The 13,177-nt window shown below is 67.2% G+C and carries 11 protein-coding genes and 1 tRNA gene; 5 read left to right on the top strand and 7 right to left on the bottom strand.

Features of this window, described 5'->3' with window-relative positions; genetic code table 11:
* Window positions 1-323 precede the first annotated feature (323 nt).
* Complete coding sequence (locus tag BLR91_RS02190) at window positions 324-3,059, top strand: AAA family ATPase (protein WP_231918795.1); 2,736 nt, start codon at window positions 324-326, stop codon at window positions 3,057-3,059.
* A gap of 14 nt (window positions 3,060-3,073) precedes the next feature.
* Here the strand turns inward: BLR91_RS02190 and BLR91_RS19915 are convergent, their stop codons facing one another.
* Window positions 3,074-3,472 carry a hypothetical protein gene (locus BLR91_RS19915; protein ID WP_157694690.1) on the bottom strand — a complete coding sequence of 133 codons (399 nt, stop codon included), beginning with the start codon at window positions 3,470-3,472 and terminating at the stop codon, window positions 3,074-3,076.
* Between the two features lie 137 nt (window positions 3,473-3,609).
* Between BLR91_RS19915 and BLR91_RS02185 the strand changes: the two genes are divergently transcribed.
* Window positions 3,610-4,722, top strand: a complete 1,113-nt coding sequence (locus tag BLR91_RS02185; RefSeq protein ID WP_089877527.1) for a tyrosine-type recombinase/integrase — start codon at window positions 3,610-3,612, stop codon at window positions 4,720-4,722.
* A gap of 73 nt (window positions 4,723-4,795) precedes the next feature.
* On the opposite strand, the gene BLR91_RS02180 is transcribed toward BLR91_RS02185, so the two are convergent.
* A tRNA-Ser gene (locus BLR91_RS02180) sits at window positions 4,796-4,885 on the bottom strand.
* Window positions 4,886-4,973: 88 nt separating this feature from the next.
* Between BLR91_RS02180 and BLR91_RS02175 the strand changes: the two genes are divergently transcribed.
* On the top strand, window positions 4,974-5,765 hold the full coding sequence (locus tag BLR91_RS02175) for an SGNH/GDSL hydrolase family protein (RefSeq protein WP_089877530.1): 792 nt from the start codon (window positions 4,974-4,976) through the stop codon (window positions 5,763-5,765).
* Between the two features lie 33 nt (window positions 5,766-5,798).
* On the opposite strand, the gene BLR91_RS02170 is transcribed toward BLR91_RS02175, so the two are convergent.
* The gene (locus BLR91_RS02170; protein ID WP_089881611.1) at window positions 5,799-6,725 is read right to left on the bottom strand and encodes an alpha/beta fold hydrolase; all 927 of its coding nucleotides are present in this window, start codon (window positions 6,723-6,725) and stop codon (window positions 5,799-5,801) included.
* Window positions 6,726-6,896: 171 nt separating this feature from the next.
* Here BLR91_RS02170 and radA point away from each other — a divergent pair, with 171 nt between their 5' ends.
* Together radA and BLR91_RS02160 are read left to right on the top strand one after the other, a co-directional pair.
* Window positions 6,897-8,261 carry a DNA repair protein RadA gene (gene radA, locus BLR91_RS02165; protein ID WP_089877532.1) on the top strand — a complete coding sequence of 455 codons (1,365 nt, stop codon included), beginning with the start codon at window positions 6,897-6,899 and terminating at the stop codon, window positions 8,259-8,261.
* A 70-nt stretch (window positions 8,262-8,331) separates the two neighbouring features.
* Window positions 8,332-8,682: a YciI family protein gene (locus BLR91_RS02160; RefSeq protein ID WP_089877535.1), complete on the top strand. Its 351-nt coding sequence runs from the start codon at window positions 8,332-8,334 to the stop codon at window positions 8,680-8,682.
* Window positions 8,683-8,692: 10 nt separating this feature from the next.
* Here the strand turns inward: BLR91_RS02160 and BLR91_RS02155 are convergent, their stop codons facing one another.
* The 4 genes from BLR91_RS02155 to BLR91_RS02140 form a co-directional block, all read right to left on the bottom strand.
* Window positions 8,693-9,328 (bottom strand): hypothetical protein, encoded by a 636-nt coding sequence (locus BLR91_RS02155; protein ID WP_089877538.1) that lies wholly within the window; start codon window positions 9,326-9,328, stop codon window positions 8,693-8,695.
* A 96-nt stretch (window positions 9,329-9,424) separates the two neighbouring features.
* Window positions 9,425-9,943 carry an amino-acid N-acetyltransferase gene (locus BLR91_RS02150; RefSeq protein ID WP_018192112.1) on the bottom strand — a complete coding sequence of 173 codons (519 nt, stop codon included), beginning with the start codon at window positions 9,941-9,943 and terminating at the stop codon, window positions 9,425-9,427.
* 106 nt (window positions 9,944-10,049) lie between these two features.
* The gene (locus BLR91_RS02145) at window positions 10,050-12,572 is read right to left on the bottom strand and encodes an ATP-dependent Clp protease ATP-binding subunit (protein ID WP_018192113.1); all 2,523 of its coding nucleotides are present in this window, start codon (window positions 12,570-12,572) and stop codon (window positions 10,050-10,052) included.
* A 131-nt stretch (window positions 12,573-12,703) separates the two neighbouring features.
* The gene (locus BLR91_RS02140) at window positions 12,704-13,126 is read right to left on the bottom strand and encodes a hypothetical protein (RefSeq protein ID WP_018192114.1); all 423 of its coding nucleotides are present in this window, start codon (window positions 13,124-13,126) and stop codon (window positions 12,704-12,706) included.
* Between the last annotated feature and the right edge of the window lie 51 nt (window positions 13,127-13,177).

Genomic DNA, 13,177 nt, shown 5'->3' with positions numbered 1-13,177 from the left:
GGGTCATTGATGCGTCAGCATCGCCGGCCGGAAAACACATCTCCCACGAATTCCGGATTTGCGCGTCAAAACCGGCTCGGGAACACAACGTGTAGGTATGAGGGCATTCGTTCCCGGGACTGCACCGCATCGCAGCTCCGGCCTGTCGTCGCTGCCGAACCGGATTTGGCGCGTCCCGGCCGAAGCGGTAGTGAGCGACGTGCCGGAAAGACGTCGGTGCGCGCTCAAAGCGCGCCAAGACACCTCCCGAACCGGAAGTACTAAGTGAGGGCGAAAAGTCTGAGCTCCGGTAGAAGCCGGACCACGACCAGACGAGAAGGGAGGTGAGGGAGGTGCGAGGTGGCGCAGCCAGGTGGAAGCGGGGACAGCAGTCCCACGGGGTCAAGCAAGCGGTCAACTACGCCTTCAGCGGCAGCTGTGACGCCACCCTCACCGCGAAGACCCCCGATGGTGTCATCGCCGCCGCCGGCTACGCCGACGCCGTCATGACCCGGTACATCGTCGAGAACGGTGCCATCCGCGACGACCTCCTCTCCCGCGACCGGCTCAAAGCCTGGGTCGACGGCCTCGACCCGCTCACCGGTGAGCGGCGCGGCCGCGACCTCGAGTCCCCAGTCGCCGATCTGATCTTGGATGCGACGATCAACGCACCGAAGTCGTTCTCGATCGCGGCCATGCTCGACCCTGACCTCGCCGCCGCGTACGAGGACCTCCAAGACCGGCTCCGAGACCGGATCATCAAGCTGTGGCAGTCAGAGCTCAACGCGCGCCGCGGCAAGGGCGGCGCCATCCGGGAGAACCTGGTCCGGATCGAGGTCGTCGAGCTCCGCCACGAGCGTTCCCGCTCGCTGGACCCGCACAAGCACCGCCACCTGTGGCTGAACGTCAAAGTCCAAGGCGAAGACGGCAAGTGGTCGAACATCGACACCCGCGTCGCATTGCGGTTCCAGAACGTGATCAACGCCGAAGGCGACCTCGCCTCCCGCACCGACCCGGCCTGGATCGGTGCTCTTACGGCGAAAGGCTTCACTCTCAACGAGGACGGCGAGATCGCCCAGTTGCAGCACCTCGTGCGGCCGCTGTCGAAGCGTTCCGCGCAGATCGAAGCCAACAGGATCGCCCGGATCGCTTGGTGGAGGCAACAGCATCCCGGGGAGGAGCCCTCCCACGATGTGTTCAGTCAGATCGACCACTGGGCGTGGGCTGTCGGCCGGCCCAACAAGCCCGGCGACCTGGACGAAGACGGCTGGGCCACGCTCGTCCGTGAAGAACTCTTTGCCGCCGACCCCACACTCGGCGTGCGACGTTCTCCTGCGCGACTATCTAGCGTCGCCGTCCAGGATCTCGACCTCGAGTTGCTGGCAGCCAAGGCCGTCGTCGACGCTGACGCCCGGTCGACCGGCAGCGGTGGTCGTTTCAGCTTGATGGACGTTCGGGCCGGTGCGCTCCGCGCGATCGCCGCGACTGGCGTTGTCGCCGACCGAGAGGAACTCGCCAAGCTCGCCGACGAACTCGTGGCTCACTCAAACACGGTGACCCTGATTTCCGAACTGGACGCCCCGAAGCACGTCAAGCACCTCATGGCGACCTCGACCGCAACCCTTAAGGCAACTCTCGCACACCACGTCGACGCGCTGTCCGCGCCAGGGAAGATGCTAGGTAAGGACGAGGTCGTCGCAATCAGCAATGCACTCGACCCAAGTCGGACCCTGGACAACGAACAGCTCTTGGGCGCTGCTGCTCTCGGTGGCACCTCGCGCAACGTGGTCGTCTCCGGGCCGGCCGGTACAGGAAAGACCACAATGCTCAAGGTCGCGGGAGCTGCGCTTCAGCGACGCGGCCACAAGATGATCATTGTCGCCCCTACCAAGAAGGCGTCGTCCGTTGCGGGACGCGAGACGATGAGTGCCTCGTCCTCGCTCCACCAATTTCTTCACGAGTTCGGGTGGCGTTGGGCTGCCGACGCGTCCGGTGCAACTGTTTGGTCGCGCCTCTCGATCGGCGAGATCGACCCGATCTCAGGCGGCATCTATCGCGGCCCGCGTATCAGTATTAGCCCCGGCGACCGCATAGTCGTGGATGAGGCAGGAATGCTGGACCTCGAGGCCGGATCAGCCCTTGTCGACGTCATCGCCCGCACCGGCGCAGGAGTCGCCCTTATCGGTGATGAACTCCAAGCTTTGCCAGTCGGTCACTCAGGTGCGATGGCTCTGTTCTGGCGTCGCTCCGCCGATCGTGTGCAACTCAGAACTACCCATCGCTTCAAAGATCCCGCGTGGGCAGACCTCACGCTGCGAGTTCGCGACCCGCAGGATCAGCAAGCTATGCAGGATGTCGCTGACGCGCTCATCCGAACTGACCACGTTGTGATGACGGATAACGATGTCTCAGCGCGAGACGCAATGGTCAATGGTTGGTTCGAGGCCATGCAACGTCGAGAGACCATCTCTCTTGTGACTGCGACACACGCTGAGGCACAAGAAATCAGCGAGGCGATCCAAGCCCGGCGGATCGAGGCAGGATCGATTTCGACCACCCGCACGCTATATGGGCAGGCTGGCCAGGCGATCTTCGCTGGTGATGTGGTGCAGACGCGGCGCAATGACAGTACTGCCGACGTCGAGAATCGTCAGAACTGGATCGTGAAGACAATTGGCAAAGACCATGTGATTCTTGCCGCGAGCACGGACTCGACCGACCTGAGAAAGGTCAGCTTGGCTTACGCCGAAGCGCACATTCACCTCGCGTACGCGACAACTGTCTATGGGGTGCAAGGGGAAACGACAGACCGCTCCCTGGTTGGACCGGGAGTCGACGCGGCCGGCCTCTATGTCGGGCTCACGCGCGGAAAAGTGAACAACGTCGCAGTACTTGTGGCTCCGACCCAAAACTCCGCCCGAACTCAACTAGTCGAGTCGATGCAACGCCGAACGGTGGAAGAGACAATGGAGAAGTCGCGCGCAGCAGCGCGGAGCGAACTCCGGAGAGCTGCCCAGTCGGCCTCCGGCCCGATCGCCGGAGCGCCGGCTCCTCAGAACGCGTCAGTGGGCCTCAATTGAACCAACTGAGAGTCCTACTCGCTCAAACCATTCGCGCTCAATGCGCGCCCGAGCAAGTTGACTCCATCGAGAGTTCCACCCTTCGGATCGAAACCGAAGACTGCGACCCCGAGTTCATCGGCCCTCTCGCGAGCGTCCGGGAGTACACCGTGTCTGACGAAGATCAGCGCCGGGCGGCCGTCAGCTGCGGACACAGTCGCCGCTCGGTTCACTCGTTCGATGTCGAGATTGCCGGGCTGGTTCTCAACCCAGGCAAGGAACTTCGCACCGTAGAGGTCGCACGCCTGAACCGCTGCTCCAGAGGCCACAACGGTATCCGCAGCGCCGAGGTAGATCATCCACTCGCGGCACAGTTCGATTGCTTCATCGTCCGAAGCACCCCAAGGCTTCGGCTCCGGAGGTTGCCGTTCCACCGGACCAGTCTGCCCGAGACTGCCGTCATCGCCACTTGTGGTCCATCTCCGGAAGGCGGGATGTCGGCGCTCGCGCGTAGCCTGACGCAATCCAATGGTCGCGGCTCAAAGCCTCGATCGGCGATCGGAGCTGAGGTATGGGGAGCATTCACGCATACGAAACGGCCGGCGGCAAGCGCTACCGCGTCCAGTACAGAACACCGGAGCGCGACCTCACCGGCAAGCGCGGCTTCCGAACAAAGCGAGACGCCGAGCTCTTCCTGGCTTCCATCGAAGTCGCGAAGGCTCGTGGCGAGTTCCTTGATGCTCGCGCCTCACGGTCCACAATCAGCGCCCTCGGTGCCGAGTGGCTGGCCAACCAGCACCATCTAAAGCCCTCATCACTCAGGCCGGTCGAGATCGCCTGGCGGCTGCACGTCGAGCCCAAATGGGGAAGTCGGCCAGTGGGCGAGATACGTCACTCCGAGGTACAAAACTGGGTGACAGCTTTCAGTAAGGGTGACGGCAAACCACGCTCTGCGACAACCGTCCTCCGCGCCTACGGCGTCCTCGCGGGAATCCTCGATACCGCCGTAATGGACCGCCGGATTCCCTCGAACCCAGCGCGCGGCGTCAACCTACCTCGAAAACTCAAGGGGAAGCACAAGTACCTCAGCCACGCGCAAGTCGATCTCCTCGCAGATAGCGCGAAGAAGCACCGGACCATGGTCCTGTTCCTCGGCTATACCGGCCTGCGATGGGGCGAAGCGACCGCCCTGCATGTGAGCGATGTGGATCTGAATCGCCGACGTGTCGACGTACACGAGAACGCAGTAGAGGTCTCGGGCACGATTCATGTCGGCACACCGAAAACGGGCGAAGCCCGCAGCGTCCCGTTTCCGCCGTTCCTCGCTCCGCTCCTAGAAGCACTCACCGAGAACAAGACCTCATCGCAATTGGTCTTCGGCGACGGGGACAGCTACCTGCACCAACCAGACCGTCGCCGGGGTTGGTATGTCTCTGCGATCACACGATCACAGGCGCTCGACAAGAACTTCCCACGTGTCACGATCCATGACCTACGGCACACGGCCGCGAGCTTGGCGATCAGCGCCGGGGCCAACGTCAAGGCTGTGCAGCGGATGCTTGGGCATTCATCTGCGGCAATGACCTTGGACACGTACGCAGATCTCTTCGACGACGACCTGGATGCTGTTGCCCTAGCCCTTGATGCAGCTCGGGCGACGGCTACAGATGTAGTCAAAATGTAGTCAAACGCCCGATCCCGGGAACGCGAAAACCCCCGGATTCCTTGTAAACACTAGGATCGCGGGGGCTTGCACGTGGCGGTACCGGTGGGATTTGAACCCACGGTGGGCTTTCACCCACACAACTTTTCGAGAGTTGCACCTTCGGCCGCTCGGACACGGTACCGCGGACTATCGTACGCGATTCCCGCGGTCGTCTCCAATCGGGCGGAGTGGGCATCGCGGGGTCGGCGGTCCGGGGTACTGTTCCGTCCATGAAAGCTCTCCGTCGCATCCTCGCGGCCGCGGCCGGACTGGTGGCCGGGGCCGTTCTCACCGCCGTCGGGTGGCAGCGTGTCCAGGCGAAGCGTGCGGCCGTCGCCGAGGGGCGGGTGCGGCTCAACGAGATGCTGCCCATCCACTCGAAGTGGTGGCGGGATGCCGCGAAAGACCCGGGCGAGCTGCTCTACGTGGCCATCGGCGACAGTGCCGCCCAGGGGATCGGCGCCTCCGCCCCCAAGAACAGTTACGTCGGTGTGATCGCCGACCACCTGCGTGCCGTCACGGGTCGGTCCGTGCGGATCGTCAACCTCTCGGTCTCCGGCGCGACGGTCGCCCTGGCCGTTGCCGACCAGCTGCCGCGCTTCGCGAGCCTCGAGCCCGACATCGTCACGGTGTCGATCGGCGCCAACGACATCGCGGCATTCGATCCGGATCGCTTCCGCGAGGGGATGCGCGCAGTGTTCGCCGGGCTGCCGCCGCACGCGATCGTGGCCGACCTGCCCTACTTCTACCTGCCATGGAACGAACGGCTCGTCGCCGAGGGCAACCGCATCCTGCGCGAGGAGGCCACCGCCCGAGGACTCACGGTGGTTCCCCTCCACACGACCATGCGTCGCCAGGGGTTGCGTGGAGCGTTCACCCAGTTCGCCGAAGATCTCTTCCATCCCAACGACCACGGCTACCGCGTGTGGGCGTCCGCGTTCCTCCCGGCGGTCACCGCCCGCGCCCGCGAGTTGTACCCGCGCCACGGCGAGACCGAGCAGCAGGAAGCCCTCAGCGCCTGACCCTCGGCACGCCGCCGCCCGGCACGCCGCAGCTCAGTGCGTCACGTGTGCGGGGGCGACGTGCGAGAGGATGCGTCCCCACGTCGGGACGATGGCCAGATGCCCGGCGCCCGGCACCATCTCCATCCGCGCATCCGGCAGCGACCGCTGGTACCAGGCCGCATGCGCGTGTCCGGTCAGCGCATCCGCCTGGCCGGCGATCACGAGCGTCTTCGCGGCGACGTCCGCGAGGTCGAAGCCCCAGGGACGGGCGGTGTAGCTCAGGATGTCGCCGGCGACGCCGCGCGGACCCTGGCGGTACGCGTCGATCAGCATCCGGCCCAGTCGGTCGCGGACTCCCGGGCGCGCCAGCGCCTGCTCGTCCACGGCGCCGATGCCGAGCGCGTCCAGCGGCACCTCCGCCGGCTCGGCGGCCGTTGCGACGGCGTCGGCCTGCGGCTGGAGCATGGTGGACAGGCGGCTCATCGCCTCGTCGGGCGTGAGTGTGGCGAGCTGGTCGGACATCTGCTGCAGCTTCGGGTCGATCCAGGGAACTGCCTCATTCGGAGCGGGCGTCCCGACGATCGCGACCCGGTCGACGAGCTGGGGATGACGCGCCGCGAACGCGAGCGCGACCCGCCCGCCGGCCGACCAGCCCACCACGCCGACCGTGCGGGGGCGGGTGACGCCGATAACCGACTCGGCGACGACGACGGAGCGCACGTACTCGGCGATGTCGTCGGCCGCCTGCACGATGCTGGGCCAGCTCCCGAAGGGCCACGGATCGCTCGATCCGTAGCCCGGCCTGTCGAGCGCGACGATGTGCGCGCGGCGCTCGGCCGAGGCATCCGGGTCCGGATCGAACACGGACGACCCCGGGGCGGGGTGGCAGAAGATCACGAGCCGCTCGGCGTCGGAGTCGCCGAAGCCGGTCAGCCCGAGCACGCGGCCGGAGCGGAGGGAGAACGTACGATCAGCCATGCGGCCCATTGTGCACGCCAGCACCGACACGCAGAAGGGGCGATGGACGGTCGGCTCACGTCGACGGATGTGCTCACACCCGCCCCGACCTCCGACTTGTCCACGGCCTCCGCGATCCTCCCTCCGATGACGGTGGCTCACCGTAGTGTTGACCCCGATCGAGGAGGTGCCGTGCCGAAGGCGTCTGTCAACTACCGCTGCTCCGACTGCGGGTGGACCACAGCCAAGTGGGTGGGCCGCTGCCCGGAGTGCCAGGCGTGGGGCACAATGGCCGAGACGGCCCAGGCGACCGGGGTACTCCGCGCCGTGAAGCCGGTGACCATCGCCGCCGGCCGCGAAGCGCGGGCGATCACCGACATCGCACCCGTCGACGGCGCGAACCGCCGGCCGAGTGGCATCGGGGAGTTCGATCGCGTGCTCGGCGGCGGCATCGTCCCCGGGGCGGCCATCCTGCTCAGCGGCGAGCCCGGCGTCGGCAAGTCCACCCTGCTGCTCGAGGTCGCCTCCCGCGCCGCGCGAGCCCGCAACCGCGTGCTGTACGTAAGCGCCGAGGAGTCGGTGAGCCAGGTGCGGATGCGCGCCGAGCGCACCGGAGCCGTCCACGACGAGCTCTACCTCGCGTCCGAGACCGATCTGTCCACGATCGTGGCGCAGATCGACGCAGTCGACCCGACACTCGTGATCGTCGACTCGGTCCAGACCGTGTCCAGCAGCTCGGCTGATGGCATCGCGGGTGGGCCCAGCCAGGTGCGCGAGGTCGCCAGCGCGCTGATCCGCATCGCGAAAGAACGCGATCTCCCCATCCTCATCGTCGGTCACGTGACGAAAGACGGCTCCATCGCCGGTCCGCGCCTGCTCGAGCACCTGGTAGATGTGGTCTGCCAGTTCGAGGGCGACCGCCAGACCGCACTCCGCTTCATCCGCGCGCTCAAGAACCGCTTCGGGCCTACCGACGAGGTCGGCTGCTTCGAGATGGCCGGCGACGGCATCGCGGAGGTCACCGATCCCAGCGGCCTCTTCCTCAGCCGGAACACGACCCCGGTCTCCGGCACCTGCGTCACCGTCGCGATGGAAGGGCGCAGACCGCTCCCCGTCGAGGTCCAGGCGCTCGTCGTCGGCACCACGGCGCCCAACCCGCGCCGGGTCACCAACGGGGTGGATGCGTCCCGCGTCGCCATGCTCCTGGCCGTCCTCGAGCGCCGCGCCGGCATCCGGCTGGGCGACAAAGACGTCTACGTGTCCACGGTCGGAGGGGTCCGCCTGACCGAGCCGGGCGCCGACCTGGCCATCGCGCTCGCCATCGCCTCGGCGGCGACCGAACGCGCGATCCCCCACACGCTCGCAGCCTTCGGCGAGATCAGCCTGGCCGGCGAGATCCGACCGGTCGTGAGCGGCAAACAGCGCACGGCCGAGGCCGCACGCCTCGGCTTCACGACGCGCGTGGACGACCGCAGCGCCACCGTCCGCGAGGCGCTCCGCCTCGCGTTCATGGCCGCCAGCACCGATCGGGAGCGCGAACTCGACGCCGCGTTCTGACCGCCGGTCGAAAACACGCGCCGCCGAACGACGTCCTGGTGACGACATCCGTCATACGGAAGGAACGACCATGCCGCAGTACGCCATCCTCATCTACTCCGACCCGACCGCCGAGCACGACGCCGCCGAACTCGCCGAGCACGACGCCCACTCCGCCGACCTCATCCAGTCCGGTGCGCTCACGGCTGCCTACGCCCTCGCCCCGCACACGGCGGCACGCGCCGTCCGAGGCGACGGCATCACCGACGGCCCCTACACTGAGAGCAAAGAGCTGATCGCCGGCATCGGCATCATCGACGCTCCCGACCTCGACGCCGCACTCGCCATCGCCCGCCGCAACCCGGCCACGCGACACGGATCAGGCGTCGAAGTGCGCGAGATCGAAGGCTCCTACGTGCGCGGGGCCGACTCCACCGACTGAACGCCCCGACCTACTGCAGGATGAACTGCTTGGTCTCCGAGCTCTTGACGCCCGAGACGGTCGTCTCCAGGTGGTACGAGGCTCCGCCGGCAGGCACCTGCTCGCGGTTCGCCTGACAGGTCGACGGGTCAGAACGCGTGCGATCCCAGGTGATCGGCGCCTTCGATGAGATCGTCTTCGCCGGCTCCAGCAGCACCTCCGCATCCACCTTGTCGGTCTGGCAGTCCGTCGACTTCCAGTACACCTCCGAGCCGCTGGTGATCGTGAACACCTGCTGCGCCGTGCCGGCGTCGATCGTGCACGCCTTCGAACCCGTGTTGGTCAGCGCGACCGACAACTGCGGGAGCTCGCCCGCGGCATAGACGTCCTTGTCGGTCACGGCCTCCACCTTCACGTCGCCCGGCTTGCACGGCTGGCCGTCGGCCGTCGCACTGGAGGTCGGGATGCTCGTCGCCACCGCGGCCGGAGTCCCGGTGCTCCCCGGCGCGGGCTTCTTGTCCGCGGGCTCCCCGTTGGACGCGCCCGGGCGAACGAGGATCAGGACGATGATGACGACGACGGCGATCACGCCGAGGAGGACGATGAGCCTGCGGCGCCAGTAGACGCCGCTGGGCTGGGGGCCGACCGGGTTCTTGAACGTCGACATGCCCGCACTATAGCCAGGGCGCGACGGCGCGACGGGCAGGCGCGCCCGAGGTTCCGTGAGCGTTCAGCGAGCCCCGCCGACGCCGGATGCGGCGGCTCAGAGCCGCTTCAGCATCCGCGTGTTGCCGAGGGTGTTCGGCTTCACCCGGGCCAGGTCCAGGAACTCGGCGACGCCCTCGTCGTTGGAGCGCACCAGCTCGGCGTACAACTGCGGGTCGACCGTCGACTCCCCCATGTCCTCGAACCCATTGCGCCCGAAGAAGTCGACCTCGAACGTCAGGCAGAACAGCCGGTCGAGGCCCAGCTCGCGCGCATCCGACTCCAGCCGCCTGAGCAGCGCCCTGCCGACGCCGCGGCCGAGCCATTCGTCGGCGACCGCGAGAGTGCGCACCTCCCCGAGGTCGCTCCACATCACGTGCAGTGCACCACAGCCGATCAGGCGGCCGTCGGCGTCTTCCGCCACCCGGAACTCCTGCACCGACTCGTAGAACGTGACGGTCTCCTTGCCGAGAAGGATGCGTCGCTGCACCAACGGTTCCACCAGTTCCTGGATGCGCTTGACGTCGCCCGTCCGCGCCCGCCGGATGCTGAACCCTGGCCCGTTCTCACCGCTCACCGTTCCACCCTACCGAGCCCCGAGATGTCACACGGGCAGAGACGCCACAAGGGCCGGCCTCCGAAGAGGCCGGCCCTTGTCGTGGGTCACGCAGTCGCGACGACGATCACTCGTTCGCTGCGAGGTCCGGGGTCGCCGGGCCGGTGCCGATCGCGGCGGTGGCGTTGATGCCGGCCCCGATGGGCTCCTTGCGGGCGGTCGTCGTGAAGACGAACTCCCCGTCGGCGAAGTCGACGTGGACGTGGTCGCCCGCGTTCAGCTCGCCGTGCAGGATCCGCTCGCTCAGCCGGTCCTCGATCTCGTGCTGCACCGCGCGGCGGAGCGGACGGGCGCCGAGCGTCGGGTCGAACCCGACCTCGATCAGCCGCTCCTTCGCCGGGACGGTCAGCTCGATGGTCATGTCGCGGTCGAGCAGACGGGTCGACAGCCGCTTGATGAACAGGTCGACGATCTGCAGGAGCTCGCTCTTGTCCAGCTGCGGGAAGACGATGATCTCGTCGACACGGTTCAGGAACTCGGGCTTGAAGTTCTTCTTCAGCTCCTCGTAGACCTTCCCGCGCATCCGGTCGTAGCCGGTCTGCGGGTCGCCCTCGATCTGGAACCCGACGGGGCCGCCGGAGATGTCCTTCGTGCCGAGGTTCGTGGTCATGATGATGACGGTGTTCTTGAAGTCGACCACGCGTCCCTGGCCATCCGTCAGACGTCCCTCCTCCAGGATCTGGAGGAGTGAGTTGAAGATGTCCGGGTGCGCCTTCTCGATCTCGTCGAACAGCACGACGCTGAACGGCTTGCGACGGACCTTCTCGGTGAGCTGGCCGCCCTCCTCGAAGCCGACGAACCCGGGAGGGGCACCGAACAGACGGGAGACGGTGTGCTTCTCGCCGTACTCCGACATGTCGAGGGAGATCATGGCCGACTCGTCGTCGAACAGGAACTCGGCGAGCGCCTTCGCCAGCTCGGTCTTACCGACACCGGTGGGACCGGCGAAGATGAACGAGCCGGACGGACGCTTCGGGTCCTTGAGGCCGGCGCGGGTGCGGCGGATCGTCTTCGAGAGGGCCGCGATGGCCTCCTCCTGGCCGATGACGCGCTCGTGCAGCGCCTTCTCCATGTAGACGAGCCGGGCCGACTCCTCCTCGGTGAGCTTGAACACCGGGATGCCGGTCGCCTGGGCCAGCACCTCGGCGATGAGACCCTCGTCGACCTCGGCCGTGGTCTTGACCTCGCCCGAACGCCACTGCTTCTCGAGGCGCAGCCGCTCGCCGAGGAGGTTCTTCTCCTCGTCGCGGAGGCTGGCGGCCTTCTCGAAGTCCTGGTCCTCGATCGCGCCCTCCTTCTGGGAGCGGACGGCGGCGATCTTGTCGTCGAACTCGCGCAGCTCCGGCGGCGCCGAGAGGATCGAGAGACGCAGGCGGGCGCCGGCCTCGTCGATCAGGTCGATGGCCTTGTCCGGGAGGAAGCGGTCCTGGATGTAGCGGTCGGCGAGGTTCGCCGCGGCCACGATCGCGCCGTCGGTGATGGACACCTTGTGGTGCGCCTCGTAGCGGTCGCGCAGACCCTTCAGGATGTTGATCGCGTGGGGCAGCGACGGCTCGGCCACCTGGATGGGCTGGAAGCGGCGCTCGAGCGCGGCATCCTTCTCGAAGTGCTTGCGATACTCGTCGAGCGTGGTCGCGCCGATGGTCTGCAGCTCGCCGCGGGCCAGCAGCGGCTTGAGGATGCTGGCAGCGTCGATCGCGCCCTCCGCGGCACCTGCGCCGACGAGGGTGTGGATCTCGTCGATGAAGGTGATGATGTCGCCGCGGGTGCGGATCTCCTTCGTGACCTTCTTCAGGCGCTCCTCGAAGTCACCGCGGTAGCGGGAACCGGCGATGAGCGAGCCGAGGTCGAGCGTGTAGAGCTGCTTGTCCTTCAGCGTCTCCGGCACGTCGCCGCGGACGATGGCCTGCGCGAGACCCTCGACGACGGCGGTCTTGCCGACGCCGGGCTCACCGATCAGCACCGGGTTGTTCTTCGAGCGGCGCGACAGGATCTGCATCACACGCTCGATCTCCTTCTCGCGCCCGATCACCGGGTCGAGCTTGTTGTCGCGCGCGGCCTGAGTGAGGTTGCGGCCGAACTGGTCGAGGATCTGGCTACCGGCCTGCGCGGTGTTCTGATCGTTGCCCCCGACCTGGACCTGCTCCTTGCCCTGGTAGCCGGAGAGGAGCTGGATGACCTGCTGACGCACTCGGTTGAGGTCGGCGCCGAGCTTCACGAGGACCTGGGCGGCGACGCCCTCGCCCTCGCGGATCAGGCCGAGCAGGATGTGCTCCGTGCCGATGTAGTTGTGGCCGAGCTGCAGCGCCTCGCGGAGGCTGAGCTCCAGCACCTTCTTGGCGCGCGGCGTGAACGGGATGTGCCCGGTCGGCTGCTGCTGGCCCTGGCCGATGATGTCCTGGACCTGCTCGCGGACCGCGTCCAGCGAGATGCCGAGCGACTCGAGCGCCTTGGCGGCGACGCCCTCACCCTCGTGGATCAGGCCGAGCAGGATGTGCTCCGTCCCGATGTAGTTGTGGTTCAGCATCTTGGCCTCTTCCTGGGCCAAGACGACGACACGGCGGGCGCGGTCGGTGAATCTCTCGAACATGTCTACTCCTCGTACGACACCGTTGCAGGTTCGGCGTCGATACAAAGAGAGTAACCACCGCTCGCCCTGTCCCGTGGCCCTGTTCGCCGTGGGCGTGACGTGCCGTCGGCGACCGAGCGGATTGCGGCCGATCAGCCCCGATCGGCGGGCAGCGTGAGCGTCGAGTCGGGCAGGACGACACTCACCTCGCCGCTTTTCGCAATGCGGTCGGGCGTGGTGAAGACCGTGGTGTGGGGCACGAAGTCGTGGGTGCAGACCCCGCCGGGGGCGGGCGCGAGGGTGGCAGTGATCGAGTCGTTCGCGGTGGCGGACACGGTGGCGACCTTCGGTGGGCAGGTCGAGCTCCCGTAGAGGACGATCGCGAACCGCTCGCCGCCGTCGAGCCAGGCGGCCCAGGATGCTCCGCCCGCGCTGCTCGCCGGCGCGTCGACCCCCTTCGGCTCGCCCGCGTAGTCGTCGACCGGTTTGCCCGGCGCTGTGCTGCATCCGGCGAGCGCGGCGACCACCAGGATCGCCGCGACGGCGGGGAGGAGTCTGGTCGTGGTCCGGGGCACGTGACCATTCTAGGAACCCGGGCTCCGGCTGTCCTGCCCGACGCCTAGGAT

The organism is Leifsonia sp. 466MF, from assembly GCF_900100265.1.
Classification (GTDB): Bacteria; Actinomycetota; Actinomycetes; order Actinomycetales; family Microbacteriaceae; genus Leifsonia.
The sequence above is the reverse complement of the archived record's forward strand: the minus strand, read 5'-3'. Positions and strand labels throughout refer to the sequence as shown.